The organism is Pseudodesulfovibrio halophilus DSM 5663, from assembly GCF_059568665.1.
The window spans coordinates 226,473-253,055 of record NZ_JCANTV010000008.1; the positions used below are offsets into that span (position 1 = coordinate 226,473).

Below are 26,583 nucleotides of genomic sequence, written 5' to 3' on the forward strand. Positions count from 1 at the left end.
AGGCTTCTTAGCTGAACTATTTCAGAGTTTTACTCTCAGGAGGATAACATGGCTCTGCTTCCCACCAACGAAGCTCCCAAAGGTATCGAACTCGCCGAGCCGGAAGTCATCGAGCAGGACGTCGATCTTCTGCTCGTCGGCGGCGGCATGGGCAACTGCGGCGTGGCTTTCGAAGCCGCTCGCTGGATTGAAAAAGTCGATCCGTCCATCTCTATGATGCTGCTTGACAAGGCCTCCCTCGAGCGCTCCGGCGCCGTGGCCCAGGGTCTGTCCGCAATCAACACCTACATCGGTGAAAACGAAGTCGACGATTACGTCCGCATGGTTCGCACTGACCTCATGCACATCGTTCGCGACGACCTCATTTTCGACCTCGGCCGTCACGTTGACGATTCCGTCCATCTTTTTGAAGAGTGGGGCCTGCCCTGCTGGATCAAGAAGGACGGCAAGAACCTCGACGGCGCCAAGGCAAAGGCTGAAGGCCTGGCCCTGCGCAACGGCGACTCCCCGGTCCGTTCCGGTCGCTGGCAGATGATGATCAACGGTGAGTCCTACAAGTGCATCGTGGCAGAAGCTGCCAAGAACGCACTGGGCGAAGACCGTTACATGGAGCGCATCTTCATCGTTAAGATGCTGCTGGATGCCAACGAGCCCAACCGCATCGCCGGTGCCGTCGGCTTCTCCACCCGTGAAAACAAGGTCTACTACTTCCGCTGCAACGCTGCTGTCGTTGCCTGCGGTGGTGCCGTTAACGTGTACCGCCCCCGCTCCACCGGTGAGGGTATGGGTCGCGCTTGGTACCCCGTCTGGAACGCCGGTTCCACCTACACCATGGTGGCTCAGGTCGGCGGCGAAATGACCATGATGGAAAACCGCTTCGTCCCCGCCCGCTTCAAGGACGGTTACGGACCGGTCGGCGCCTGGTTCCTGCTCTTCAAGGCGAAAGCCACCAACTACAAGGGCGAAGACTACTGCGAAACCAACCGCGCCATGCTCAAGCCCTACGAAGATCGCGGCTACGCCAAGGGTCACATCATCCCGACCTGCCTGCGTAACCACATGATGCTTCGCGAAATGCGCGAAGGTCGTGGTCCGATCTACATGGACACCAAGACCGCGCTGCTGAACACCGTCAACGGTGACCTCACCAGCCCCGAGTGGAAGCACCTCGAGTCCGAAGCCTGGGAAGACTTCCTCGACATGTGCGTCGGCCAGGCAAACCTCTGGGCCGCTACCAACTGCGCTCCGGAAGACCGCGGCTCCGAAATCATGCCGACCGAACCCTACCTCCTCGGCTCCCACTCCGGTTGCTGCGGTATCTGGGTTTCCGGTCCGGATGAAGACTGGGTCCCCGAAGAGTACAAGATCAAGGCTGACAACGGAAAGGTCTACAACCGCATGACCTCCGTCAACGGCCTCTGGACCTGTGCTGACGGTGTTGGCGCCTCCGGTCACAAGTTCTCCTCCGGTTCCCATGCTGAAGGCCGCATCGTCGGTAAGCAGATGGTCCGCTGGGTTGTCGACCACAAGGACTTCAAGCCCACGCCGAAGGAAAACGCTGCCGATCTCGCCAAAGAGATCTACCAGCCGTACTACACCTACCTCGAGGGTAAGGACATCTCCACCGACCCGGTGGTGAACCCGAACTACATCACCCCGAAGAACTTCATGATGCGCCTCATCAAGTGCACCGATGAATACGGTGGTGGTGTTGCTACCCTCTACATGACTTCCAAGGCTCTGCTGAACACCGGTTTCTGGCTGCTCGGCATGCTCGAAGAAGACTCCAAGAAACTGGCCGCCCGCGACCTGCACGAACTGATGCGCTGCTGGGAGCAGTTCCACCGCCTGTGGACTGTCCGCCTGCACATGCAGCACATCGAGTTCCGCGAAGAATCCCGCTACCCGGGCTTCTACTACCGCGGCGACTTCATGGGTCTCGACGACTCCAAGTGGAAGTGCTTCGTGAACTCCAAGTATGATCCGGAAACCGGAGATACCACCGTGTTCAAGAAGCCCTACATTCAGATTGTTGCTGACTAAGTAATGATCCCCAGCGGCCGCAGGCTCCGGCCTGCGGCCGCTTTCTTTCTCAGACCTTCGGCAAAATGGTCTGAATCCGGATTGGAACACATGCGGATGTCCAGGCCGGATTTAGGCCATTTTGTTGGCTGTGCCTCAACATCATTAGGGAGGAGTGTGAGAATGTCGAACAACAGTATTCTCGTAGTAGGCGGAGGATTCGCCGGGATCACCGCCGCCCTCGAGGCCGCAGAGGTCGGGCACGAGGTTTACATCATAGAAACCAACCCATACCTCGGTGGAAGGGTGGCACAACTGAATAAATATTTCCCCAAGCAGTGTCCTCCTTCCTGCGGGCTGGAAATCCAGTTCCAGCGCATCAAGAACAACCCCAATGTGAAATTCTACACCATGGCCGAAGTGGTCTCCGTCTCCGGCGGCCCCGGCAGCTATGATGTGAAGATCAAGCAGCGCCCCCGTTACGTCAACGGCCGGTGTACCGCTTGCGGCGAATGTGAAAAGGCCGCCTGGACCAAGTTCGAGAACGATTTCGAGCTGGGTCTGAGCAAGCGCAAGGCCGCTTACAAGACGCACCCGTTCATGTTCCCCATGCAGTATGTGGTGGATGGCGACAAGATCGACCCCGCGGAACTCAAGGCCATCGCCAAGGCATGTCCTTACGAAGCCGTGGAGACCGAGGACGCCGAAAAGCTTTTCGACCTGCAGGTCGGTTCCGTTGTCTGGGCCACCGGCTGGAAGCCCTACGAGGCCGAAAAGCTGGAGACCCTCGGTGGCGGCAAACTGTCCAACGTGGTCACCAACATGCAGTTCGAGCGCCTGGCCGCTGCGAACGGACCCACCGAAGGCAAGATCGTCCGCCCGTCCGACAAGGGCGAGCCCCAGCGCATCGCCTTCGTTCAGTGCGCTGGCTCCCGTGACGAGAATCATCTCAACTACTGTTCCTACATCTGCTGCATGGCTTCCCTGAAGCACGTGCGCTACCTGCGCGAACAGTATCCGGATGCCGTCATCGTGATCTACTACATCGACCTGCGTACCCCGGGCCGTTACGACAAATTCAAGGCCATGACCTGTGACGATCCCAAGCTCTCCCTCGTGAAGGGCAAGGTCGCCAATATTTGCGAAGACACGGGCAAGAACCCGGTGGTCACCGTCGAAGACGCCGTCAGCGGCATCAAGAGCGACGAGAAGTTCGACATGGTCGTGCTCGCCACCGGCATGCAGCCCAGCACCGCCGGCCAGCAGATCCAGATCGGCGCGCAGGTGGACGAGGAAGGCTTCGTCGTCGGCGGCGATGACAAGGGTTTCGTGGCCGCCGGATGCGCCAAGCAGCCGCTTGACGTTATGAAGTCTGCCCAGTCCGGCACCAGTGCCGCTCTGAAGGCTATCCAAACCGTTGTTGGGAGGTAAATGATGGCTGATAAGCTTGGTGTATATATCTGTGAGGGATGCGACATCGGGAAGGATCTCGACGTCGCCGCCATGGCTGAGCTTGTGGGCAAGGGCAAATACTCTTCCATCTGCCCGGTGGTGAAGACCAACAAGGTTCTTTGCAGCCCCGAAGCCAAGGCGGAAATCGAAGCCGACATCAAGGAAAACGAGTTGGGCGGCGTGGTTGTCTGCGCCTGTTCCCCCCGCGTCAAGTGGGACGTTTTCGAGTTCGGCACCACCCAGTGTGAGCGCGTGAACCTGCGCGAACAGGCCGTCTGGTCCTTCCGCGAGGACAAGGCCAACCCCGGCCAGCTGCAGGAAATCGCCCGTGACTACGTGCACATGGGCATTGCCAAGGCCTCCAAGAGCAACAACCCGGACCCTGAAGTACCCGACTGCAACAAGACCATTCTGGTCATGGGCGGCGGCTTCACCGGCCTGAACGCGGCGCTTTACGCCACGGGCATGGGCTACGACGTTGTTCTGGTGGAAAAGGAAGCCGAACTCGGCGGCAAGGCCCGCAACTTCTCCAAGTCCTTCCCGCTGGCATATCCGTATGACCAGACGCAGGAAGTCGGCCTTGAGGCGCTCATCTCAGAGGTTCAGGGTAACGACAAGATTCGCGTCATCACCGGCGCCACCGTCGAAAACATCGAAGGCGCTCCGGGCCTGTACGATGTGACCGTGAGCGGCGAGACCATGCCCATCGGCTCCGTGGTTCTGGCCACCGGCTGGGTTCCGGGCGATGCCGACTACCTCAAGCCTCTGGGTTACGGCGAGTCTTCCAAGATCGTCACCAGCGCACAGTTCGAGGAAATGGTCAAGAAGGGCGAGAAAATCCCCGAATCCGTTGCATTCGTCTGCGACCCCGGCAAGCTGGTCGAGCGCGTCGACTACGTGAAGGGCGAGACCTGTGAACCGGTTGAGCCGCTTCCCTGCGACACCGACACCGAAGAGGCTTCCGCGGAAGGCGAGGCGGGAGACGAGGAATGCGAAGTCTTTGTCTACGAAGACAAGGAATCCGCCCGTCATCTGGCATACAGCTCCGAGCTGACCTCTCTGGTCGCCCTCAAGCAGGCCAACTATGTGGCCGACGCGGGCGGCATCGGATACATTCTCTATGACCACATGATGGTCCCGGGCATCAACGAGCAGTACTACAAGGCTGCCCAGGACAACCCGGCCGTCATGCTCTCCAAGGCTTCCGTCACCTCCGTGAAGGAAGAAGGCGGCAAGGTCGTGGTCTCCGCCAAGAACACGCTGCTCGGCCAGAGCGTCGAGTTTGCCGTGGACATGGTGGTTCTGCCCACCGCGCTGGTTCCGACCACCGCGCACGACCCGACCATCAATCTGCTCTACCGCCAGGGTCCGGCCTTCCCCGACCTTGAGCTGTTCGACGGATTCGCCGACTCCAACTACATCTGCTTCCCGTACGAGACCCGCCGCACCGGCGTGTACGCTGCGGGCTGCGTCCGCCAGCCCATGGGCCTCGGACTCTGCCGCGAAGACGCGGCGGGCGCCGTGCTCAAGGCCGTGCAGTGCATCTCCTCCGCCAACCGCGGCGTTGCGGTGCATCCGCGCTCCGGCGACCTGAGCTACCCGGTGTTCAACTTCACGCGCTGCACGCAGTGCAAGCGTTGCACCGAGGAATGCCCGTTCGGCGCGCTGGACGATGATGAAAAGGGAACCCCGAAGCCGAACCCGACCCGTTGCCGCCGCTGCGGTACCTGCATGGGTGCCTGCCCGGAACGCGTCATCAGCTTCGATAACTACAACATCGACCAGATCGGTACCGCCATCAAGGAAGTGCGCGTTCCGGACAAGATCGACGAAGGCGGCCCCCGCATTCTCGTCCTTGCCTGTGAAAACGACGCCTACCCTGCGCTCGACATGGCTGCCATCCGCGGCCGCACCTGGAACCCGTTCGTTCGCTTCATTCCGGTGCGCTGCCTCGGCTCCGTGAACGCCATCTGGGTCGCCGACGCCATGAGTAAGGGTGTTGACGGCGTGATGATGCTCGGCTGCAAATACGGTGACGACTACCAGTGTCACTTCATGAAGGGCTCCGAGCTCTGCAGCCGCCGCAAGGAAAACATCGCCGAATCCCTTGGACGCCTGGGCGTCGAGCCCGAGCGCGTGGAGCAGTACGAGGTTGCGATCGACGATTACGACACGGTCCCCGACCTGATCGAGGAATTCGTCGAATCCATCACCAAAAACTTCGGACCGAACCCGTTCAAGGGTTACTAGGAGGTACGGATCATGTCGAACACCGTTAGGGTTCAACCGGATCTCAAGTTCGTCAAGGAACTGCAGACCGTTGGAGGGGATTCCCTCAAGAAGTGCTACCAGTGCGCGACCTGCAGCGTCGTTTGTCCGCTTTCCCCGGCCGACAGCCCGTACCCCCGCAAGGAAATGGTCTGGGCTCAGTGGGGTCTCAAGGATCGCCTGGTTAACGATATCGATATCTGGCTCTGCCACAACTGCGGAACCTGTTCCGACCTCTGTCCGCGCGGCGCCAAGCCCGGCGACCTGCTGGCCGCTCTTCGGAACATGGCCTACCGCAGCCTGGCCCCGTTCGGATTCATCGGCAAGCTGATGTCCAACATGGGCGGCGCCCTGATGCTGGCGCTGGTCCCGGCGGTCATTTATCTGCTGATCTGGTCCATGCAGGCAGCCAAGTTCGGCACCGCCTTCCCGCTTTTTGAAGCGGCCGAAGGACACGGCGCTTGGAAGCTGGCGCAGGACGGACAGATCGTCTACGGCGGCCTGTTCCCCGGCGACTACTTCATCGACCCCATCTTCGGCGCGGCCTTCGCGTTCATGGTGGTCTGCTTCTACATGGGCATCCAGAAGCTCATCAAAGGCTTTGATTCCCAGCCGCGCGTCTTCGACCTCACGGGTGTGAAGAAGCCCGGCATGATGGAAGCCTTCATTGATACGCTCAAGTACGAGATCTTCAACCACACCCAGTTCAACGACTGCGGCGACGACGAAAAGGACAAGAAGCGCGCCAACGGCCACCGTATGCTGATGTTCGCCTTTATCATCCTGCTCTTCGTCACCGGCACCATCGCCACCGGTCACTGGGTCGGCGGTTGGTTCTTCGAGAGCGTCCTCGGCCTGCACGCCGGTCCCGTGGATCTGCTGGCCCGCCTCGGCGCCACTCCGCTTCCGCAGGACAGCGTGATCAAGGTTCTGGCCAACATCGGCGCAGTGCTGATGGTCTACGGCCTGTGGCAGCTCACCAAGCGCCGCAAGAGCCTCGATCCGAAGAAGCAGGGCTCCAGCTTCTACGACTGGTTCCTGCTCTACGTGATCTGGATCATCGCCATCACCGGTATCGCCTGCGAAGTGCTGCGCCTGCTGGGCATCCAGTACCTCGCCTACCCGACCTACTACGTCCACCTGATCGCGGTCTTCATGATGATCGCCTACCTGCCGTGGACCAAGCTGGGTCACCTGGTGTACCGCACCGTGGCGCTGAGCTATGCCAAGAAGATCGGTCGTATCCCCATGGGTGCCGCGAAGTAAGGGCGCATGGGAATAATATAAAGAGACAGCTTATTCTGTAGGAGGAATACAAATGTCCGAAGCAAAGGTTTTCCCGATGAACACGTTCGTGTCCGTCCTTCGCGGCCAGTCTGCCGACCAGGAGCAGCTTGACATGATGGCCTTCATCCTCGGCCTGGACGAAATCGACGCCGACTTCGGCGCCGTCGCCCAGTCCCTTGCCAAGGCAGCCATCTACGAAGCCGAGCCCGGTCTGACCAAGTACGCCGAGGGCGACATCTCCAAGCTGGGCAATCAGGTCAAGATCGCTCCGATCGCCGACAATTCTCAGGCTGTGGCCGTTTTTGACATGCTTAACGACATGAAGGCCGAAAACGCCAAGCTCAAGGCCGAGAATTCCGATCTCGCTTCCGCCAAGGAATCTGCCGAAACCGACGTCAAGACCCTGAAAGCCAAGGTCAAGACCTTCGAAGACTTCTCCGCTGGCGGCGAAAAGAAGATCGTGGCCTCCAACACCAAGATCGACGAGCACATCAAGAAGCTCAACGAACTCATGGCCGAAGTGGAAAAGGTCAAGAAAGAAGGCGTTGTTGTCGCAGGTGCTGCCGGCGCTGAAGGCGCTGCCGCCGCTCCCGGCGACTCCCCCGACACCGGCGGTGAACCCGAAGCCGACTTCGGTTTCGGATCCAACCCCTTCGCCGACTCCGACTGGTAGACTCCGCTCCACCACCTCGGTTCCCGCTGAAAAGTACAAAGCCCCCCGGTTTTCCGGGGGGCTTTTCTGTTTCCTTCTCTGAGGATAACCAAGAAGAGTGAGCTTCAGGCACGATCAATTTAATGCCCTGGCGCTTACCAAACCAACCGAGCTTTACCTCCGCAAATGCAGATGAGTTGTCGGAAGAAGTGGTCGCTTCAATGCAGGGTAGGCCATTTTTCTGATGTCCCGTAAGTTAGTAGACAGGTGTTTGGAAGAGTTTCCATTTGCCAAAGTGTCCAACGTTATCAGCAAACCTGATATGTCGTCCGTGTCAAGTTTCGTGACCTCACGGCAGTATTGGCGAACCAGAATAAAGCAATGGCTATGGAGAATTGTAGATTCTGCATTTGAGATGCAATAGAGAATAAAATTTCGTCTTGCATCGCTGCCGAGTGGTGTTTGTGCAGCGAGGAAAAAAGATGTCTTTACAATTTTCAGAAAAATGCAGAATAAAAGTTGCCGAAATTATAACGGCTTGACGCAAACGAAAAAAATCGCTCAACCGCGGCCTCGGGCAGGTTTTTTGACTTGAAATTTTTGACGATTTTCAATATGCAAGTCTGTAATTATGGCGAATCTCACTCTACACGATGTCTGTGTCCGTTTCGGAGGACTGCAAGCTCTCACCGATGTGAACTTCTCTTTGGACGAGGGCGAGGTCATGGGATTGATCGGCCCCAACGGTGCCGGGAAAACCACGGTGTTCAACGTCATTACAGGTGTGTACCGCGCGTCCGAGGGGAAGGTCACGTATGATGACCGAACCATCACGGGACTGCGGCCGTATCAGGTGCTCGCCATGGGCGTGGCCCGGACGTTTCAGAACATCCGACTGTTTTCACAGATGACCGCGCTGGAGAACTGCATGGTCGCCCAGCACAGCCGGTCCAAGACCGGAGTGTTCGGAGCGGTCCTTCGATCTCCGTCCCAGAAGCGGGAGGAGCGCAAGATCCGGGAGCAGTCCATGAAGGCGCTGGAGTTCATGGGGCTTGCCGACTATCGCGACGAAGCCGCCTCCAACATGCCTTACGGGCATCAGCGCAGGCTTGAGATAGCGCGGGCGCTGGCCTCCGAGCCCAAGACCATCCTTCTGGACGAGCCTGCCGCCGGGCTCAACCCGTCCGAGAGCCGCAAACTGATGGATTCCATAGGCCATATATCCGATCTGGGCATCAACGTGCTCATGGTGGAACACGACATGAAAGTCGTCATGGGCGTATGCCGCAAAATCGTCGTTCTCGATCACGGTGTCATGATAGCCGAGGGTACGCCCGAGGCCATTCAGAAAGACCCCAAAGTGATCGAAGCATATCTGGGCCAATAGGGGAAACTTCAAGTCAAGGGAGAGAGATTATGAAACGTTTGATGCTTCTGTGCGTGGCCATGTTGGCCGTCGTCCTGCTTGCCGGTTGCGGCGGCGGGGAAGAAAAGACCGCTGAAGGGGGCAAGGTGCTCGAGCTCGGCTCCATCAGCCCGCTGACCGGCCCGTACGCCGCGGACGGAAACGACATCAAGAACGGCGCGCTGACTGCCATCGAAGTGGTCAAGGGAGAAGGCGGAATCCCCGGATTCAGCGACATCACGCTGTCCTCGCAGGACTCCGCATGCGACCCGCGTCAGGCCGTTGCCGCAGCCAACAAGCTCATCAACGAAGAAGTTTCCGGCGTCATCGGGGCATACTGCTCCAGCGCCACAATCCCGGCATCCGAGACGTTGGCCGAGGAAAACATCGTGATGCTCACCCCGGCCTCCACCTCCGAGAAGGTGACCGAGCGCGGGCTCAAGTACATGTTCCGCACCTGCGGTCGTGACGATGACCAGTCCAAGGCCGCCGCCACGTTCATCCGCGACTTCCTGAAGGCCGGCAATGTCTACATCGTGGACGACAAGACCACCTATTCGCAGGGGCTGGCCGACAACCTCGAAAAGCTCTGCCCCGAGTACGGCATCGAAGTGCTGGCGCATGACCACGTGAACCAGGGCGACAAGGACTTCTCCGCGGTGTTGACCAAGGTGAAGACCGCCGACCCCGATGTCTTCTACGTCTCCCTGCAGAACTCCGCCACCGGCGCGCTTATGCTGACTCAGGCCAAGCGCATGGGTATCAACGCCGAAATCCTCGCACAGGATGCGGTCTACCATCCGCAGCTGATGGAGATCGCCAAGGACGCCGCCAACGGTGTGTACCTGACCTTCGGGTATACCGACAAGGAATCCGAGTCCTACAAGCGCTTCCTTGATGCCTACAAGCCCAAGTACGGCGACCCGGGCGCATATTCCGCCTATGCCTACGACTCTGCCATGGCTTACCTGAAGGCCGTGAAGCAGGCCGGCTCCGCGGATGCCGACAAGGTCCGTCAGGCCCTGCTTGACATGACCTTCGACGGTGCCTCCAAGCGCATCGACTACAAGTCCAACGGCGACTCCGGTTCCAACTACGTGATTCAGGTCGTCAAGGACGGAGAGTTCGTCAACTTCTGGGATCCCCAGACCGGCGAAAAGTTCTAGCTCATATTCACAAAAGGGAGTCGGGTCGCGGCCCGGCTCCCGATTCTACAGGCGAGACCGAATGGAATATTTCCTCCAGCAGCTTCTCAACGGCATTACCCTCGGCGGGGTCTACGCGCTCATCGCCCTCGGGTACACGATGGTGTACGGCATCATTCAGCTTATCAACTTCGCGCACGGCGAGTTCTTCGCCGCGGGCGGCTACATGGGCGTGATCCTCATTTCATGGCTGGCGGCGCAGGGTCTTGACCCCTACACCTGTCTGGCGCTTTCACTGGTGCTGACCATGGGATATTGCGCGCTTCTTGCCATGGCCGTGGAAAAACTGGCCTACAAGCCGCTCAGAAACGCCTCCCGGTTGAGTGTACTGCTCGCCGCGCTTGGCATGTCCATCTTTCTTCAGAACGGCCTCATGCTCACGCAGGGCGTTTACGACAAGCCGTACCCCACCGAGATCACGCAGGGCGGTTTCGAACTCGGCATGATCAGCGTGTCCTACATGCAGGTGCTCATCGTCGGTCTGACCGTCTTTCTGCTCGTGGGGTTGAACCTGCTGGTGTTCAAAACCAAGATCGGCAAGGCCATGCGCGCCACCGCACAGGACAAAATCATGTCCGGCCTTGTGGGGATCAATTCCAACCGCATCATCTCGACCACCTTCGCCATCGGCGCGGGGCTCGCGGCCGCAGCCGGAATCATGGTGGGCCTCTACTACGGTTCCGTGCGGTACGACATGGGCTTCGTTCCGGGCATCAAGGCTTTTGCCGCGGCCGTCCTCGGCGGAATCGGCAACATCACCGGTGCCATGATCGGCGGGCTGATCATCGGCATGGTGGAGATCTTCGCGGCGGGCTATCTTTCCAGCGAGTACAAGGACGTGTTCGCCTTCATCATTCTGATCGGCGTGTTGTATTTCAGACCGACCGGCATCATGGGAGAGAACGTTGACGACACGCGTGTCTAAGAAAATCTGGGTATACCTCGGCGTCGGGCTGCTCTGGTTCCTGGCGCTGCTGTGGCCGCTTCTGGGCATCAAGCCCGAAGGGCTGGAGTTCGGCAAGACGTTCACGGTCTGGATTCGCGTGGCGCTTGCCGCCTTCATCATCGCCGTCTTCTACCAGTTGCAGCAGAAGGGCGTTTTCGATTTCGTCGGCCGTTCCGCCGGGACGCTCAAGGAGCGCGTCTCCGCCGGGTTCGAGGCCATGCCGAACTGGATCTGGATGACCGCGCTTCTGGCGTTCGCGATCGTCTTTCCGATGCTCACCGGACGCTACGGACATGACATCGCCATCAACGTTCTGGTCTACATCTGCCTCGGGCTGGGTCTGAACATAGTGGTGGGCCTCGCCGGCCTGCTCGACCTCGGCTACATTGCGTTCTATGGCGTGGGAGCATACACCTACGCACTGCTCTCGGTGCATTTCGGCATTCCCTTCTGGCTCTGCCTGCCCGTCGCTGCGGCGCTGGCCGCGGTGGCCGGATGCATCATCGGCTATCCGACTCTGCGGATGCGCGGCGACTATCTGGCCATCGTCACCCTCGGCTTCGGCGAGATCGTGCGGCTGCTGCTGAACAACTGGATGGAGCTGACCAACGGTCCCAACGGAATTCTCGGAATCGAGCGGCCGGGCTATTACTGGTTCGACTTCAGCAATGGCTTCAGCATCGAACATTTCTGGATCAGGGACCTTTCGCTGTATTATTATGTGATACTCGGCATCACCCTGTTCACCATCGTGGCGGTGTACCGCCTGAATTACTCGCGCATCGGGCGCGCGTGGGAGGCCATCCGCGAGGACGAGACCGCGGCGGAGCTGATGGGGGTCAACACCTTCCTGCTCAAGCTGCTGGCGTATGCCTCGGGCGCGACCTTTGCCGGGTTCGCCGGTGCCTTCTTCGCTTCGCGTATGCGTTTCGTCAGTCCCGAGTCCTTCACCTTCCTCGAATCCGCCATGGTGCTGGCCATGGTCGTGCTGGGCGGCATGGGGTCCATCCCCGGGGTCATCCTCGGCTGCATCGCGCTGGTGGCGCTGCCCGAGGCGTTCCGCGAGTTCGAGCTCTACAGGATGCTCGTCTTCGGCGGCGTGATGACCGGCATGATGCTCGTGCGGCCCAAGGGCCTGTGGCCTGCCAAGCGAATGGGCAAGCGCTCGGACGATTCGGATTAGAGAGGATGAGCATGGACGACAAGACACCGATTCTCGAACTCAAGGAAGTGGTTGCCGCCTACGGCAACATCGAGGCCCTCAAGGGTATCTCGCTCAAGGTCATGCCGGGGGAGATCGTCTCCATCATCGGCGCCAACGGCGCGGGCAAGAGCACCACGCTCATGACGATCTGCAACGTGGTACAGGCCGTTTCTGGCGAGATTCTGTACCGAGGCGAGCGCATCAACGGACTCAACTCCGACCAGATGCCGCGTCGCGGGCTTTGCCAGGTCCCTGAAGGCAGGCGCATCTTTCCGCGCCTCACCGTGACGGAGAACCTCGAGATGGGCGCTTTCTTCCGCAAGGACCAGCGCAAGATCAAGGAAGACATGGAGAACGCCTACGAGCTGTTCCCCAAGCTGCGGGAGCGGCGCAGACAGCTCGGCGGTACGCTTTCCGGCGGCGAACAGCAGATGCTGGCCATCGGCAGGGCGCTCATGAGCCGTCCCAAGCTCCTGCTTTTGGACGAGCCGTCCATGGGGCTCGCTCCGCTGATCGTGAAGCAGATCTTCGACATCGTGCAGGACATCAACAAGCAGGGCGTGACCGTGCTGCTGGTTGAGCAGAACGCGAATCTGGCTTTGCAGGCCTCGCAGCGCGCCTATGTGCTCGAAACGGGCAAGGTGGTCATGGAAGACGATGCGGCGTCTCTGCTGGACAATCCGGACATCAGGAAGGCGTATCTGGGCGAGTAGGGGCGGCCGGCGCCGAACCGTATTGAAATTGCCGGGCATGAGCCCGAAAAAAGGCCTTCCCGCCATGGCGGGAAGGCCTTTTCATTGCATACAGGGGGCGCGTTACCAGGCGAAGAGGGGGAATTCGCGGGCGAACTCTTCCACTTCGCTGGCAATTTCTTCGAGAGCCTTCTCGTTTTGCCAGTTGTCAATGGCAGCGGTGATGGCCTCTGCGACCACGATCATGTCTTCCTCGATCATGCCGCGCGTGGTGAGCGCAGGCGTGCCGAGGCGGATGCCGGACGTGACGAACGGGGAGCGGGTCTCGAACGGGATGGTGTTCTTGTTGGCGGTGATGCCTGCCAGATCGAGAGCGTGCTCGGCGTCCTTGCCGGTGATGTCCTTGTTGGTCAGGTCGATCATCAGCAGATGGTTGTCGGTGCCGCCGGAGACGAGTTCGAAGCCGGACTCTTCGAGAGAGTTGGCGAGAACCTTGGCGTTCTTGACCACCTGTTTCTGATACTCCACAAACCCTTCGCGCAGGGCCTCGCCGAAGGCGGCTGCCTTGGCCGCGATGACGTGCATGAGCGGTCCGCCCTGAATGCCCGGGAATATCTGGGAGTTCAGGGTCTTGGTCTGGTCCTCCGTGGAGAGGATCATGCCGCCGCGCGGGCCGCGCAGGGTCTTGTGGGTCGTTGTGGTGGTGATGTGCGCGTGCGGGATGCAGCTGGGATGCTCGCCGGCTGCGATAAGACCCGCGATGTGCGCCATGTCCACCATGAGCTTGGCGCCCACTTCGTCCGCGATGGCGCGGAAGCGGGCGAAGTCGATGATGCGCGGGTAGGCGGAGGCGCCTGCCACGATCATGGCGGGGCGGTGCTCCTTGGCCAGCGCTTCGACCTGATCGTAATCGATGGTCTGGGTCTCGCGGGTCACGCCGTAGTGGACCACGTTATACAGCTTGCCGGAGAAGTTGACCGATGCGCCATGGGTCAGGTGTCCGCCGTGGGACAGTTCCATGGTCAGGATCGTGTCGCCCGGCTTGCAGTAGCCGAAGTAGACGGCCATGTTGGCCTGAGAACCGGAGTGGGGCTGGACGTTGACGTAGTCGCAGTCAAAGAGCGCCTTGGCGCGATCGCGGGCGATGTCCTCGGCGATGTCCACGAATTCGCAGCCGCCGTAGTAACGCTTGTGCGGGTAGCCTTCGGCGTATTTGTGGGTCATGATGGACCCCTGCGCCTGACGCACCGCGGTGGAAACGAAGTTTTCACTCGCGATGAGTTCCAGCTTGCTCACCTGCCTGTCCGCCTCGGCGGCGATGGCGGCGGCCACTTCCGGATCTTGAATCAGCAGTTCTTCCATTACGGCGAACCTCGTTGGTTATCCCTCGAAACGCTTGAACAGCACGCAGCCGTTGGTGCCGCCGAAGCCGAAGGAGTTGGAAAGGACGTATTCGACCTGCTGCTTCCTGGAGCCTTCGGTGACGAGGTTCTTCAGGTCGCAGTCCGGGTCGGGAGTCTGGTAGTGGGCGATTCCGGGGACAGTGCCCTCGGCGATGGTCTTGACGCTGAAGACGCCTTCCACGCCGCCTGCCGCGCCGAGCAGATGTCCGACCTGGCTCTTGTTGGCGGTGACGGCGATGTTGTCGGCGTGCTCGCCGAAGACCGAGCGGATGGCGCGGGTCTCGCAGAGGTCGTTGAGCTTGGTGGAGGTGCCGTGTGCGTTGATGCTGTCCACGGCTTCCGGCTCGACCTTGGCCTCGCGCAGGGCGGCCTTCATGGCCAGCGCCATGCCTTCGCCGTTTTCCGGCGGAGCGGTCATGTGGTAGGCGTCGCCGGATGCGCCGCTGCCAACGATCTCCGCGAGGATGGTGGCTCCACGCGCCTGAGCATGCTCAAGCGATTCGAGCAGCAGCAGGCCGCAGCCTTCGCCCATGACGAAGCCGTCGCGGTCGGAGTCGAAGGGGCGTGAAGCCGCTTCGGGGTCCTCGTTGCGAGTGGACAGCGCTTTCATGGAGGTGAAGCCCGAGATGCCCAGCGGCGTGATGGTGGATTCGGCCCCGCCGCAGATCATGGCGTCGACGCGGCCGAGCATGATGTCGGTATACGCGGCGCTGATTGCGTGGGTTCCGGATGCGCACGCGGTGGTGGTGCAGATGTTCGGGCCCTGCGCTCCTGCTTCGATGGAAACCTGTCCGGCGGCCATGTTGGCGATGAGCACGGGAATGAAGAACGGGGAAATCTTGGACGGGCCGCGCTTGAGCAGCTTGGAGTGCATGGACTCGATGGTGGCGAGGCCGCCCAGCCCCACGCCGATGATGACGCCGGTGCGATGCGCTTCCTCTTCGGGAACGCTCCAGCCTGCGTTATTCATCAGCATTTTTGTCGCGCACACGGAGAACTGCGTAAACGTCTCCATGCGCCGGGCCTGTTTCTTGTCGATGTATTTGGTGGGATCGAAGTCCTTGACTTCACCCGCGATGCGGGCGTCGAAGCCGTCGGCGTCGAACCTGGTGATGGGGCCTATGCCGGATTTCCCCGCGAGGAGGTTTTCCCAGCTGGTCTCAATGTCGTTTCCGAGAGGAGTGATGGCGGATACCGCCGTGACGACAACCCTGTTCATTGACTGCCTTCCGGTTGCTTAGTTGGTTCCGAATAGCAACGGGAGCGCCTTATACCCAGGCCGGGATAAGACGCTCCTGTGGTAACCGTTTCAGATCGGTGCGGATGCTACTGGTTCTTCGAGATGAAGTCGATGGCATCCTGAACCTTGAGGATCTTCTGCGCCTGCTCGTCGTCGATCTCCAGGTCGAATTCCTCTTCCATGGCCATGATGAGCTCGGTGAGGTCCAGGGAGTCGGCGCCGAGGTCTTCGACAAAAGCTGCGCTTTCAACGACTTCGTCTGCGCTCACGCCCAGCTGATCCACGATGATGTCTTTGACTTTGCTGGCAACGTCGGACATTTTTACCCTCCAATGATGGGTGTGTTTGATGGTTCTTTGCTACATGTACATGCCGCCGTTCACCGCGAGGACCTGGCCGGTCACGTAACCGGCTGAAGGGCCTGCGAGGAATGATACGGCGGCTGCGATATCTTCGGGTGCGCCCAGCCGCTTGAGCGGAATCTGGGACAGCATGGCGTCCACCGCCTTTTCAGGCAGTTCGGCCGTCATGTCGGTCTGGATGAATCCGGGTGCGACGGCGTTCACCGTCACGTTGCGCGCGGCAAGCTCGCGTGCGGAAGACTTGGTCAGGCCGATGAGCCCCGCCTTGGCGGCGCAGTAGTTGGCCTGTCCGGCATTGCCCATCTGTCCCACCACGCTGGTGATGTTCACGATGCGGCCGTTCCGCTGCTTGCTCATGATTTTGGCTGCTTCGCGCTGGAAGGTGAAACAGCCGGTCAGGTTGATCTGGATGACACGGTCCCAGTCCTCGTCCTTCATGCGCATGAGCAGGCCGTCGCGGGTGATGCCCGCGTTGTTGACCAGCACCTCCAGCTCCGCCTTGCCCTTGATCTCCTCCTTGAAGAAGGAGGCAACGGCTTCGGAGTCGCCGGAGTCCAGCTTGAAGGCGCGTGCCTTGCCGCCGGCCGCTTCGATCTCGGCGACGACCTTTTCGGCTTCTTCGGGACGGCTCACGTAGGTGAACCACGTTTCGAAACCGTCCTGGGCCAGTCTTTCGACCACGGCCCTTCCGATGCCTCGGGACCCGCCGGTAACCAGGGCCACTTTGGGAAGATCACTCATTCGTCACTCACCTCTTTGGGTCTTGTATGAGTAGTTGATCGAACCCAATATACCAATACGGACGTGACTGCAAATCGACAGCAAACGTTCGTTTGAAACTATTCGGTTAAAATTGCAACAGCGCGGAGGCCCATGTGAAGCCGCCGCCGAAACTCGTCAACAGAACAAGGTCGCCGTCCTTCACGAAGTCGTTGTCCACGGCCTCGGAAAGGGCCAGCGGGATGCTCGCCGCAGAGGTGTTTCCGTAGCGGTCCACGTTGGAGTAGACCTTCTCCGGCGGGACGTCGAACTTTCTGCCTACCGCGTCGATGATCCGCCAGTTGGCCTGATGCGGGATCAGCACGTCGATGTCGTGGCGGGTCCGGCCGTTGTCAGCGAGAATCTCGTTGCAGACGCCGGTCATGGAACGAACCGCGTGCTTGAAGATCTCGCGGCCTTCCATCTGCACGAAGTAGTCTTCGCGGATGGGTTCGCCGGGACGGGAGTAGGAGGAGCAGGAGCCGCCGCCGTTGACGGTGAGCAAGCGGCCGAGGCTGCCGTCGCTGGAGAGCTTGACGTCCAGCACCTTGGGACCTTCGCCGTCGCGGGTAAGCACTGCGGCGCCGGCGCCGTCGCCGAACAGGACGCAGGTGGAGCGGTCCTCGAAGTTGATGCGCCGAGTGACCGTCTCGGCCCCGATCACGAGCACTCTGGCCTCGGGATGCAGGGCGAGAATGGCCCGGGCGTTCTCCAGCGCGTAGAGGAAGCCGGAGCAGGCAGCGGCGATGTCGTACACCGCGCGGCCCTTGATGCCGAGCTTTTCCTCAACCACGCATGCGCAGGACGGGACCATGGCGTCGGGCGTGAAGGTGCCGACCACGATGTGGGTCAGCTCCTCGGCCTTCATGTTCGCGTTGGCGAGCGCCTTCTTCGCGGCTTCCACCGCGAGGTCGCTGGTGTTTTGTTCTTCGGATGCTATGTGTCTGACCTTGATCCCGGTGCGAGTGAAGATCCACTCGTCGGAAGTGTCGACGATCTTTTCCAGATCGGCGTTGGTCAGTGTCTTTTCGGGTACGTAACGGCCGAGGCCGCGCAGGACGATATCGATGCTCATCGTTTGCGTAGGGTGTGGGCTTCGGGGCCCGGGTTGTCGGCGACGGTGCGTCTAGGCGGCCTTCTCGCTGTTGCCGTCGGAGAGGGCCCGGTGGGCCTCAAGACCTTCGGCAAGGTGCTCGTGGGATTTGTTGGCCACGAACTTGGCGGCCATGCGGATGGCGTTGATAATGGCCTTCTCGTTGGACTTGCCGTGACAGACCACGACAATGCCCTTCAGACCCAGAAGCGGTGCTCCGCCGTATTCGGCGTAGTCCACCAGCCGCTTGAAGCGCTTGAACGCACCGAAGGAAAGCAGGGAGCCAAGTTTCGAGAGAAAGCTGCTGCTCAGCTCTTTCTTGAGGATGTTCCCGAATGACTTGGCCAGACCCTCGGACAGCTTGAGGGCAACGTTGCCCACGAAACCGTCGCAGACCGCGATATCCACGTCGCCGGTGAAAATGTCGCGGCCTTCCACGTTACCGATGAAGTTGAGCTGGGACTCTCTGAAAAGCTCGAAGGAGTCCTTGACGATGGCGTTGCCCTTGCCTTCTTCCTCGCCGATGGACAGGAGCCCGACGGTGGGGCGCTCGGTGCCGAGAACGTCGCGGGCCAGCACGTCGGCCATCAGCCCGAACTGCAACAGGTGCTGCGGCTTGGAGTCGACGTTGGCGCCCACGTCGATAAGCACGCAGGGGCGCTTCTCGGTGGGCATGATGCCGGCGAAGGCAGGACGCAGCACGCCCTTGATGCGGCCGAGCACGAACATGCCGCAGGCCACGGTGGCCCCGGAGTGTCCGGCGCTGACCACGCCGTCGGCGCGTCCTTCCTTGACGGTACGGCAGGCAACGTGGATCGACGAGTCCTTCTTGCGCCGAAGGGCGTCCGAGGCCTTGTCGTCCATTTCGACGACCTCGGAAGCGGGAACCACATCGATGTCGAGCCCGTCCGTCTTCAGACGGCCGAGTTCGGCACGAATGGCGTCCTCGTCACCCACGAGAGCCAGGGCAATGCCTTCCTCGGCGGCACGGACGGCGGCGGGGACGACCACACTGGGGCCGTAGTCGCCGCCCATGGCGTCGATGGCAATGCGCGGTTGTTTGCTAGGCATCGTCGCTGTTCACGACTTGGCGGCCTTTGTAGTTGCCGCAGACGTCACAGGCACGATGGGGCAGCACGGGCTCACCGCACTCGCAGTAAACGACATTGGGGGCGGTCAGGCCATCGTGGGCGCGACGCATGCCCTTGCGGGAACGGGAAGTTTTCTTCTTGGGAAGTGCCATGATGCTATCCTCTCGATATTGATCTCCCGGCCGGGCTCACCCGGGCGGGGCTGGTTACTTTACCTTCAAATTGCGCAGAACCGCAAGTCTGGGGTCGCCCTCTTCCTCCGCGGAGCACTCGCATTCGGCGCTCGGTTTGCCGCAGTGGGGGCAGAGTCCTTCGCATTTTTCCGAACAAAGGGGCTTCACGGGCAGGGCGAGGGCGAACTCTTCCCAGAGTATCGCGCCCATGTCAAGATGTAGTTGACCGTCACGGGTGACGATTCTCACCTCTTCTCCGTCAAGCATTCCGTCGCCCGCTTCCGATTCCTCGAAAAGTTCGAAGCTGCTTTCGAGTTCAACCTCGAACGATTCGGCGCAGCGGTCGCAGGGAGCCTTGACCGCTCCGGCGATGCGTCCGCGTACGAGTACGGAGTCGTCATCCTGCGCCATGAGCGTGAACACGGCCTCGATGTCCTTCGCCGGTTCCAGGCCGAGGTCGAACGCTTCCCAGCGCTCGCGCCAGAGGTCCTGGTCCGTAAAAGAAAATTCCCGGCCCTCTGCCGGGATGTCGTTGAGCGGTATCATGTATTCGGTCATAGTCGGGACTCTCTCACGCTTGCCGGTTTCGGGCAACCGGTGATTCCTATATGGGAACTTTTTCTCTTGTCAAGAAAAAAACCCTTGCCAACAACGGAACAAGACGGTAAGGAAACTCCCTCCGCGTATCGGGAGCCGCCTTCCGCATGCGCATCATAAAGAACGAATCAAGAATTTGCATATAATGCGAGGAGGTCGCCATGTCCAAGGTTTGCGATATTTGTGGAAAGGGTCCCCAGACGGGCAACAACGTTTCCCACTCCCACATCAAGACCAAACGTCGCTTCATGCCGAACCTGCAGAAGGTTCGCCATCAGCTGGCAACCGGTCAGGTCGTCACCGTCAAGGCTTGCACCCGCTGCATCCGCGACGGCGCCATCGTGAAGCCCGTGGCCGTCAAGGCCGCCGAATAGCTGCAAGTTTCCCCACCGAACTCGTTTCGGTGACTGGCCCCGTCGCAAGGCGGGGCCTTTTTTCGTGGGTGAAATCCGGCACGCCTGCCGTCAGCCTTCGGGCATGAGTCCCTTGCGCCTGAGAACCCTGCCGAGCTCCAGCTGCAATGTGTCCGTCTGCATGGGCTTGGCGATGTAGCCGTCCATCCCGGCGCTCAGGAACTGCTCGCGGTCACCCTTGAGCGCGTGGGCCGTCAGGGCGATGATCGGCACCTCGCCCCTGCCGCCCGGTGACTGGGAGCGGATGATCCGCGTCGCCTCCAGTCCGTCCATCTCAGGCATCTGCACGTCCATGAGCACCACGTCCGCGTGGTTTTCCTCCAGCGCCTGCACGGCCTGCTGGCCGTTTTCTGCTGTGCGGACCCTGTGTCCCAGCCGCTCGAGGAGCTTGCGGGCCGCGAGCCTGTTGACCCGCTCGTCCTCCACGAGCAGGATGTCCAGCTCGACTCCCGGCGGGATGGCGGCGGGCCGGCTCTGCTCGAGGGATGTCACTGTCTCGTGCGCCCGCCGCAGCGACAGGCAGACCAGCGCGGTGGATCCTTCTCCCTCCTCGCTTTCCAGCAGAGCGTCCCCGCCCATGAGCCGCGCGAAACGGCGGACGATGGTCAGACCGAGGCCGGACCCCTGGTAGCGGCGGGTATGGGAGCCGTCCACCTGCTCGAACACCTGGAATATGCTGTCCATCTTGTTTTCGGGGATGCCGATGCCGGTATCCTGAACCGCCAGCAGCAGGCGTACCTCATCACTGTTTCGGCCGGGCAGAGGGTGACACTCCACGGCGACGGAGCCCTTTTCCGTGAACTTCATGGAGTTGCCCACCAGATTGAAGAGTATCTGCCGCAGCCTGCCTGCGTCGCCGCGCACGGCATCCGGCAGTTTGGGCGAGACGTACCACGACAGCCCGAGGCCGCGCTCCGCCGCCGGAACCTGGAACATCTCCATGGCGGCGGAAACCGTCTCCTCGAGCCGGAAATCCTCTTCGGCCAATTCGATTTTACCGGCCTCGATCTTGGAAAGGTCCAGCACGTCGTTGATGACGCTGAGCAGGTTGCGACCCGATTCGAAGGCCGTGTCGAGATACTTGCGCAGTTCTTCGTTGGGGTTTGCGGCAAGGGCCAACTGGAGCATGCCGAAGATGCCGTTGAGCGGGGTCCGGATTTCGTGACTCATGTTGGCGAGAAATTCGCTCTTGGAGCGGTTAGCGGCCTCTGCCTGCTCTTTGGCGACCCTCATGGCGCGGTCCATCCGCTTGCGGTGCACACCCACGGCAAAGAGGTTGGCCATGCGGCCCAGGGCATCGGCATCAGCCCGCGTGTAGTCCTGTTCCGCGTTGGCCACGGTGATCTGGCCCACGACGGTTTCGTCGTGAATGACCGGTACAGAGAGCATCCTTTCCAGCGGGACATGGCCTTCGGGCAGGCCCCGGGAGGCGGGGTGGGCGTCGATCTCGTTGGCGATCAGCGTCTCGCGCGTATTCAGGCTGACGCCCCACAGACAGGGGTAGCTGTCGCCCTCCTTGGGGAACGTCACGGGAGGAGAGGAGACATTGCAGTGGCCATCGTTCATGAGGTCGCTGAAGGTATGGACCTTCAGGCTTCCGTCGTCGGGGTCCACGGTTCCCACGTAACCGAAGACGCTTCCGGTAATTTTCAGGCTGTGTTTGAGCACCAGCCCGGAGACCTCGCTGATGCTCATGTCAGGGCTCGTGAGTCCCCCGGATACTTCCGCCTGCGCCAGATTGATGGTGGATTCGCGCAGGATCCGCCTTTCATTGCTTCTGCGTTTGGTGATGTCCCTTGCCAGCGCAAGAAGTTTTCGTTCGCCGCCGTAGGCGATGCCGCCGATTCGGACTTCGGCGGGAAATTCGCTGCCGTCCTTGCGTTTGATGTCACGTTCGAACGTGGCCGGGAGCAATGCCCAGTAGTCCGGGGCGTCAGGCAGCGTCAGCCCCGGAACAAGTGCGTCGACGTTGATCTTCAGGATGTCCTCGGTGCCGTAGCCGAGGGAGTAGCAGGCGCTGCGGTTGGCCATGACGATGCTGCCGTCGAGATCCATGACCACGATCGCGTCGGCGGCCTGATCAATGAGGCTTCTGAACCGCGTTTCGCTCTCTTCGAGCGCGTCCTGCGCCTGCTTTATCTGGGTGATGTCCTTGCAAAACCAGATGCAGTGGTCGGTGTCCAGTCGGACCGCGTCAACGTAGACGAACCTGTCCGTCTCGACCATCTTCACGGATTGACTCCGGCCCCGGAATACGCCCTCGGTCTCCAGATGGTTCAACGCGTCGCGCAGCTCACGCCAGTTCACCCGGGGCAGCAGGTCGAAAAGGGTCAGGCCGCTGATGTCCCGGTCCACATCCATCAGGGCCATTTCTCTTGCAGTGTGATTGGTCTCGAGGACGTAGCCCCTGTCATCGGTGACGAAGACCGCGTCCGGGGCGTAGTCGATGTATGCCCGGTATTTCTTCTCGCTTTCGTGCAGGTCCCTTCGTGTCAGATACAGAGCCCGGTTGAGGTACAGCAGATAGCCGATGGCCAGCAGGAGCAGCAGGATGATCGGCCCGCCGCGCATGATGAGGTCGCGATGGCGCTCGAAGAAGCTCTCGCGACCATTGATGACCGACGCGAAACTGCTCGCCTGCGCTTCGGACAGGCCGAGGCAGCGGAGGGCTTCGCCGTCCATGATATTGATGTTGGCGCTGCGCCCCGGCGTGACCGGGATGTCGGCAGGGCTGCGACCGCGAAGGATTGCAAGGGCGTTCTGCGCTGCCAGTCTGCCCTGATTGTACTGACAGACCACCCTCCCGCCGACCAGCCCCTGACCGACGCCATGCTCCCAGAGGTGAAACACGGGAACACGGGTGTGGGTGGTGAGGAAGTCCACGGTTTCGTCGAAGGTCTTTATGTCGCCCCGGCTGTCGCGAAAGGCGGAGATCAGCAGCAGGGCCGTGTCGTCGTCCATAGTCGAAATCCGGTCCCCGAGCTGTTTCCATTCAAGGGCGCCGAGGTCGAGCAAAGAGAGCGAGAGGGGCGTCTGGTCCTGTGCGGCAAGAAACTTTTCGGCGTCGGCCATGCCTGTGGTCGTGGAGTCGGCGATGCCGATGACATGTCTGAGCTCGGGTATCATCTTCCGCGCCATTTCGAGGGTCCGCTTGAGGGAAATCTCTTCGAGGACCCCTGTGGTCAGTGAGTCCTCCTTGGCGCGGCGCAGGGCGTTTCGGCTGTCGTTCACGCCGAAGAAGACCGTCGGAATCCCCTGAAACAGGGATTCGCGGTTGTCCATGACGAAGTTGAAGGCGTTGTCATCCGCCGCGAATACGAGGTCGTATTTCGGGAGCCTTTCGAGTTTGAAGGAGAGGGCTTTCCGGAAGGCGCGACGCTGTTTTTCTGAGGGAAAGCGCTTCGAATCCATGAATTCGACGTCCAGCGAGACTCCTGCCGGCTCCAGCAGGGATTCGAGGCCGGAAATCTGCCTGTTGAAGGTGGGAAAGGCCGGATGATACGAGCTGATGAGCAATGAGCGGTATTCCACTGCGTGGGCCTGGAGCGCAAACAGCAGAAAAAAGCTCGTGGAAATCAGAATCCGGACGACAGACATGATTCTCATTTTAGGAGCAAACCGCAGGAAATGCCAGAGGGTCAATGATAATTGAGGTCTTGCCGTCACACCGCAAATCGGGCATGAGCCTTTCATGCCGCTTCTGACGAAATCCGACTACGCCCCATCGTTCCCGTTCACCAACGGACATTTCCAGACCATCTACCCTGTGCTGGCGCGCCGCAGGCCGGAGCTGAGCTTCGAGCCCGAGCGCATCGCCACGCCCGACGGCGACTTCATCGATCTGGACTGGAGCCGGACAGGGGCCGACCGCGTGGCGATCATCTCCCACGGGCTGGAAGGCAACTCCCGGCGCAAATACGTGGCCGGGGCCGCGCTGGCCCTGAACCGCGACGGCTGGGATACCGTCAATCTGAACTTCCGGGGCTGTTCGGGCGAGCCGAACCGGCTGCCGCGGTTGTATCATTCCGGCGTCACCGACGACCTGCACACCGTGCTCACGCACGCCCTGCGTCGCGGCGGCTACTCGCAAGCCGCGCTCGTGGGCTTCAGCATGGGCGGGAACCAGACCCTGAAATACCTTGGGGAGGACCCGGGCAGAGTGCCGCGGCAGGTGAGCCGGGCGGCCGTGTTTTCCGTTCCCTGCGACCTCGCCGGGGCGGCAAAGGTCATGGGGCGGCCGGTGAACCGCGTCTACATGGAGTATTTCCTGCGAGGGCTTCGGGAGAAGGTCCGGCTCAAGGCCGAGCGGTTTCCCGAGCTCGGGCTCGACCTCACGGGACTGGACGACATCCGAACCTTCGAAGTCTACGACGAGCGCTATACCGCGCCCCTGCACGGGTTCGCCTCCGCTCAGGATTACTACGCCAAGAGTGCCAGCCGGCAGTTCCTGGATGAGATACGCGTGCCGACCCTGCTGGTGAACGCCGCCGACGACCCGTTCCTTTCGGCCCTGTGCTATCCCGAGGGCAGGGCGCGCCGGAACGACTCCCTGTATCTGGAGATTCCGCCGCACGGCGGGCACGTAGGATTCGTGAACCGCAACGGCAACGGCGAGTACTGGTCGGAAAAGAGGATGCGCGAGTTCTTCGCGCGGCTGGACGAGGGGGCCGCTCAGGAGATGCGGTAGACCGGGGCGGAGGTGGTGAGCCCTTCACCGCCATCGCGCACAAGGCGGTCGGGCTGCTTGCCGTCGTAGGTGATCATGGTCACTACTTCAAAGGCCTTGGGCGTGTTCAGCACTTCCCGCAGGTCGTCGTATTCCAGACGTATCCTGCGTTCGTCGAACTCCTCGTCGAACTCCCAGCGACACTTGAGCGCGCCGATGCCCGAGGCCTTGCACTCGCACAGCATGTCGTTCTTGCGGAAGCCGGTCATGAACTTCTCCGGGCGAATCAGTCTGGAGGCGCCGTCCACACCGCCGCAGGGATACTCCTCGTTATCCAGAAACACTTCCATGCCGAACTGATTGTCCAGCAGGACCCCGCCGCCGGAGTAGGCCACTTCGATCCGTTTGCCAAGCGCGGCCTCCACCGCCTCCTGAAGCCTGTCCGGGTGAGGGCCGTAGGCGATGCCGTTGAGAAGCTCGGTCCAGCGGCGGCTGCCGAAGGACTGCACGCCCTGCTTGATGGTGTAGCGGTTGAGGCGCAGCAGGCCCACGGCGTGGTAGTTTCCTACAAGGGTGATGTCGAGCTTCATGATTAGTCCGTGTCCTTCAGCAGTTGTTCGGCCTGTTCCCCAACGGACTGCGGAACCGGTTCCTTCCCGTATTTTTCCAAAAGGTTCTGGTCGCCGTGAATGGCCTTTATCAGCCGGAGCAGATTCAGCGATTCGTTGAGGTTGCCGTTTATCGACAGGCTCTTGCTCAGGTGGTCGAAGCACTCTTCCCACTGCGCCAGTTCGAAGTGGACGCGGGCGATGTTGTAGTGCAGGTGGTCGTCGCTCTGGGTGAGCTCCATGGCCCGGGTGTAGTATTGCACCGCCTCTTCGAACAGGGCCGCCTTTCTCAGGCTGATGCCGAATTCGTTGAACAGGTGCTTGTGCTCTTCCTCGAACGCGGCGTCGAGGCTGACGATGTCGTGAAAGACGGAGCGGGCGCGCTGCACGGCGCCGCGCTGGGCCAGCACGATGCCGAGGCCGAAGATGGCGCGCACGTTGAGCTCGTCTATCTGCAACGCCTCGCTGTACTCCATTTCTGCCTCGCCGCTTTCGCCCACGAGGCGATGCAGGTCGCCGCGTTCCAGCGTGCGGTGCAGGTTCAGCATGGCAGGCTCCACCTTGGTCAGGTGGATTTCCACTTCCGGGGTGAATTCGGAGAAGAGCTGCTCTCCGGTGATGGTGGTTTCCTTGCCCACCGGCACGAAGTTGGAGTTTATTTTGCGCACGGCGTAGGTGTCGTCGTCGCGCTGCTCCACGAACCACATGATGCGGCTGCTCTGCTTGCGTTTGGTGGTGCCGGTGCCGATGGTTATTTCGCGCTGGGTGGAGAACACGCACCGCACCATTTCATTGGCGTCGTCGATGCCGCTGTGCCCGAAATCCGGTTCGGAAGGGAGGCGCATGTCGTCTTGGTGCGTGTTCATGGAGTCCTTTCGGGGTTTCCGGCGGAAGATACCGTTTTCGGGCCGGAAAGGCCAGATGATGATGTTATTTTCAGGTGGACAAATCGTCACCGATACTTACGTATGGCGCGGCGGTGATTGCCAGCCGCCACCTTTTCCGATAATCAGGTATGCCGCGCCGAGGCGCGACAGGATAACTA

The 26,583-nt window shown here is 60.8% G+C and carries 23 protein-coding genes; 12 read left to right on the plus strand and 11 right to left on the minus strand.

Annotated features, from left to right (window positions below):
* The first annotated feature begins 48 nt into the window (after window positions 1-48).
* The 10 genes from aprA to BR24_RS03230 all read left to right on the plus strand — a co-directional run bounded on the left by aprA (window position 49) and on the right by BR24_RS03230 (window position 13,154).
* Window positions 49-2,043 carry an adenylyl-sulfate reductase subunit alpha gene (gene aprA / locus BR24_RS03185; RefSeq protein WP_496540058.1) on the plus strand — a complete coding sequence of 665 codons (1,995 nt, stop codon included), beginning with the start codon at window positions 49-51 and terminating at the stop codon, window positions 2,041-2,043.
* A gap of 162 nt (window positions 2,044-2,205) precedes the next feature.
* A complete protein-coding gene (locus BR24_RS03190; RefSeq protein WP_496540059.1) occupies window positions 2,206-3,453 on the plus strand; it encodes a CoB--CoM heterodisulfide reductase iron-sulfur subunit A family protein in 1,248 nt (415 codons plus the stop codon).
* 3 nt (window positions 3,454-3,456) lie between these two features.
* Window positions 3,457-5,724: a hydrogenase iron-sulfur subunit gene (locus tag BR24_RS03195; RefSeq protein ID WP_496540060.1), complete on the plus strand. Its 2,268-nt coding sequence runs from the start codon at window positions 3,457-3,459 to the stop codon at window positions 5,722-5,724.
* Between the two features lie 12 nt (window positions 5,725-5,736).
* Window positions 5,737-7,008 carry a quinone-interacting membrane-bound oxidoreductase complex subunit QmoC gene (gene qmoC / locus BR24_RS03200; RefSeq protein WP_496540061.1) on the plus strand — a complete coding sequence of 424 codons (1,272 nt, stop codon included), beginning with the start codon at window positions 5,737-5,739 and terminating at the stop codon, window positions 7,006-7,008.
* Window positions 7,009-7,060: 52 nt separating this feature from the next.
* A complete protein-coding gene (locus BR24_RS03205) occupies window positions 7,061-7,702 on the plus strand; it encodes a hypothetical protein (RefSeq protein ID WP_496540062.1) in 642 nt (213 codons plus the stop codon).
* Between the two features lie 610 nt (window positions 7,703-8,312).
* Window positions 8,313-9,068, plus strand: coding sequence for an ABC transporter ATP-binding protein (locus BR24_RS03210; RefSeq protein WP_496540063.1), 756 nt, complete (start codon window positions 8,313-8,315; stop codon window positions 9,066-9,068).
* Between the two features lie 29 nt (window positions 9,069-9,097).
* Window positions 9,098-10,252 (plus strand): branched-chain amino acid ABC transporter substrate-binding protein, encoded by a 1,155-nt coding sequence (locus BR24_RS03215; RefSeq protein WP_496540064.1) that lies wholly within the window; start codon window positions 9,098-9,100, stop codon window positions 10,250-10,252.
* Window positions 10,253-10,313: 61 nt separating this feature from the next.
* Entirely contained in the window at window positions 10,314-11,216 is a 903-nt protein-coding gene (locus BR24_RS03220; protein WP_496540065.1) for a branched-chain amino acid ABC transporter permease, read from the plus strand.
* Window positions 11,209-12,420 (plus strand): high-affinity branched-chain amino acid ABC transporter permease LivM, encoded by a 1,212-nt coding sequence (gene livM / locus BR24_RS03225; RefSeq protein ID WP_496540066.1) that lies wholly within the window; start codon window positions 11,209-11,211, stop codon window positions 12,418-12,420. Before BR24_RS03220 ends, livM begins: the two co-directional genes overlap by 8 nt.
* A gap of 11 nt (window positions 12,421-12,431) precedes the next feature.
* On the plus strand, window positions 12,432-13,154 hold the full coding sequence (locus BR24_RS03230) for an ABC transporter ATP-binding protein (RefSeq protein WP_496540067.1): 723 nt from the start codon (window positions 12,432-12,434) through the stop codon (window positions 13,152-13,154).
* 102 nt (window positions 13,155-13,256) lie between these two features.
* On the opposite strand, the gene glyA is transcribed toward BR24_RS03230, so the two are convergent.
* The 8 genes from glyA to BR24_RS03270 form a co-directional block, all read right to left on the minus strand.
* Window positions 13,257-14,495: a serine hydroxymethyltransferase gene (gene glyA, locus BR24_RS03235; RefSeq protein WP_496540068.1), complete on the minus strand. Its 1,239-nt coding sequence runs from the start codon at window positions 14,493-14,495 to the stop codon at window positions 13,257-13,259.
* A gap of 18 nt (window positions 14,496-14,513) precedes the next feature.
* A complete protein-coding gene (gene fabF, locus BR24_RS03240; protein ID WP_496540069.1) occupies window positions 14,514-15,755 on the minus strand; it encodes a beta-ketoacyl-ACP synthase II in 1,242 nt (413 codons plus the stop codon).
* 107 nt (window positions 15,756-15,862) lie between these two features.
* The gene (locus tag BR24_RS03245) at window positions 15,863-16,096 is read right to left on the minus strand and encodes an acyl carrier protein (RefSeq protein ID WP_496540070.1); all 234 of its coding nucleotides are present in this window, start codon (window positions 16,094-16,096) and stop codon (window positions 15,863-15,865) included.
* Window positions 16,097-16,135: 39 nt separating this feature from the next.
* On the minus strand, window positions 16,136-16,879 hold the full coding sequence (gene fabG, locus BR24_RS03250) for a 3-oxoacyl-[acyl-carrier-protein] reductase (RefSeq protein WP_496540071.1): 744 nt from the start codon (window positions 16,877-16,879) through the stop codon (window positions 16,136-16,138).
* 106 nt (window positions 16,880-16,985) lie between these two features.
* Window positions 16,986-17,972 (minus strand): beta-ketoacyl-ACP synthase III, encoded by a 987-nt coding sequence (locus BR24_RS03255; protein WP_496540072.1) that lies wholly within the window; start codon window positions 17,970-17,972, stop codon window positions 16,986-16,988.
* Window positions 17,973-18,023: 51 nt separating this feature from the next.
* Entirely contained in the window at window positions 18,024-19,061 is a 1,038-nt protein-coding gene (gene plsX / locus BR24_RS03260) for a phosphate acyltransferase PlsX (RefSeq protein WP_496540073.1), read from the minus strand.
* A complete protein-coding gene (gene rpmF / locus BR24_RS03265; protein WP_018125970.1) occupies window positions 19,054-19,233 on the minus strand; it encodes a 50S ribosomal protein L32 in 180 nt (59 codons plus the stop codon). Before rpmF ends, plsX begins: the two co-directional genes overlap by 8 nt.
* A gap of 54 nt (window positions 19,234-19,287) precedes the next feature.
* The gene (locus BR24_RS03270) at window positions 19,288-19,812 is read right to left on the minus strand and encodes a DUF177 domain-containing protein (protein WP_496540074.1); all 525 of its coding nucleotides are present in this window, start codon (window positions 19,810-19,812) and stop codon (window positions 19,288-19,290) included.
* A gap of 200 nt (window positions 19,813-20,012) precedes the next feature.
* Here BR24_RS03270 and rpmB point away from each other — a divergent pair, with 200 nt between their 5' ends.
* Window positions 20,013-20,225 (plus strand): 50S ribosomal protein L28, encoded by a 213-nt coding sequence (rpmB, locus tag BR24_RS03275; RefSeq protein ID WP_496540075.1) that lies wholly within the window; start codon window positions 20,013-20,015, stop codon window positions 20,223-20,225.
* Between the two features lie 90 nt (window positions 20,226-20,315).
* Here the strand turns inward: rpmB and BR24_RS03280 are convergent, their stop codons facing one another.
* Window positions 20,316-23,870: an ABC transporter substrate binding protein gene (locus tag BR24_RS03280; protein WP_496540076.1), complete on the minus strand. Its 3,555-nt coding sequence runs from the start codon at window positions 23,868-23,870 to the stop codon at window positions 20,316-20,318.
* Between the two features lie 85 nt (window positions 23,871-23,955).
* Here BR24_RS03280 and BR24_RS03285 point away from each other — a divergent pair, with 85 nt between their 5' ends.
* A complete protein-coding gene (locus BR24_RS03285) occupies window positions 23,956-24,951 on the plus strand; it encodes a YheT family hydrolase (protein ID WP_496540077.1) in 996 nt (331 codons plus the stop codon).
* Here BR24_RS03285 and BR24_RS03290 read toward each other — a convergent pair.
* On the minus strand, window positions 24,936-25,520 hold the full coding sequence (locus BR24_RS03290; protein ID WP_496540078.1) for a hypothetical protein: 585 nt from the start codon (window positions 25,518-25,520) through the stop codon (window positions 24,936-24,938). The genes BR24_RS03285 and BR24_RS03290 overlap by 16 nt on opposite strands.
* 2 nt (window positions 25,521-25,522) lie before the next feature.
* A complete protein-coding gene (locus BR24_RS03295) occupies window positions 25,523-26,404 on the minus strand; it encodes a tetratricopeptide repeat protein (RefSeq protein ID WP_496540079.1) in 882 nt (293 codons plus the stop codon).
* Window positions 26,405-26,583 lie beyond the last annotated feature (179 nt).

Coding starts and splice junctions, on each gene's coding strand:
- BR24_RS03230 (WP_496540067.1), top strand. CDS start 12,432: ATGGACGACAAGACACCGATTCTCGAACTCAAGGAAGTGGTTGCCGCC.
- BR24_RS03195 (WP_496540060.1), top strand. CDS start 3,457: ATGGCTGATAAGCTTGGTGTATATATCTGTGAGGGATGCGACATCGGG.
- BR24_RS03205 (WP_496540062.1), top strand. CDS start 7,061: ATGTCCGAAGCAAAGGTTTTCCCGATGAACACGTTCGTGTCCGTCCTT.
- BR24_RS03285 (WP_496540077.1), top strand. CDS start 23,956: ATGCCGCTTCTGACGAAATCCGACTACGCCCCATCGTTCCCGTTCACC.
- glyA (WP_496540068.1), bottom strand. CDS start 14,495: ATGGAAGAACTGCTGATTCAAGATCCGGAAGTGGCCGCCGCCATCGCC.
- BR24_RS03220 (WP_496540065.1), top strand. CDS start 10,314: ATGGAATATTTCCTCCAGCAGCTTCTCAACGGCATTACCCTCGGCGGG.
- BR24_RS03280 (WP_496540076.1), bottom strand. CDS start 23,870: ATGAGAATCATGTCTGTCGTCCGGATTCTGATTTCCACGAGCTTTTTT.
- BR24_RS03295 (WP_496540079.1), bottom strand. CDS start 26,404: ATGAACACGCACCAAGACGACATGCGCCTCCCTTCCGAACCGGATTTC.
- BR24_RS03210 (WP_496540063.1), top strand. CDS start 8,313: ATGGCGAATCTCACTCTACACGATGTCTGTGTCCGTTTCGGAGGACTG.
- BR24_RS03245 (WP_496540070.1), bottom strand. CDS start 16,096: ATGTCCGACGTTGCCAGCAAAGTCAAAGACATCATCGTGGATCAGCTG.
- BR24_RS03190 (WP_496540059.1), top strand. CDS start 2,206: ATGTCGAACAACAGTATTCTCGTAGTAGGCGGAGGATTCGCCGGGATC.
- BR24_RS03215 (WP_496540064.1), top strand. CDS start 9,098: ATGAAACGTTTGATGCTTCTGTGCGTGGCCATGTTGGCCGTCGTCCTG.
- rpmF (WP_018125970.1), bottom strand. CDS start 19,233: ATGGCACTTCCCAAGAAGAAAACTTCCCGTTCCCGCAAGGGCATGCGT.
- fabF (WP_496540069.1), bottom strand. CDS start 15,755: ATGAACAGGGTTGTCGTCACGGCGGTATCCGCCATCACTCCTCTCGGA.
- BR24_RS03255 (WP_496540072.1), bottom strand. CDS start 17,972: ATGAGCATCGATATCGTCCTGCGCGGCCTCGGCCGTTACGTACCCGAA.
- rpmB (WP_496540075.1), top strand. CDS start 20,013: ATGTCCAAGGTTTGCGATATTTGTGGAAAGGGTCCCCAGACGGGCAAC.
- qmoC (WP_496540061.1), top strand. CDS start 5,737: ATGTCGAACACCGTTAGGGTTCAACCGGATCTCAAGTTCGTCAAGGAA.
- BR24_RS03270 (WP_496540074.1), bottom strand. CDS start 19,812: ATGACCGAATACATGATACCGCTCAACGACATCCCGGCAGAGGGCCGG.
- fabG (WP_496540071.1), bottom strand. CDS start 16,879: ATGAGTGATCTTCCCAAAGTGGCCCTGGTTACCGGCGGGTCCCGAGGC.
- BR24_RS03290 (WP_496540078.1), bottom strand. CDS start 25,520: ATGAAGCTCGACATCACCCTTGTAGGAAACTACCACGCCGTGGGCCTG.
- plsX (WP_496540073.1), bottom strand. CDS start 19,061: ATGCCTAGCAAACAACCGCGCATTGCCATCGACGCCATGGGCGGCGAC.
- aprA (WP_496540058.1), top strand. CDS start 49: ATGGCTCTGCTTCCCACCAACGAAGCTCCCAAAGGTATCGAACTCGCC.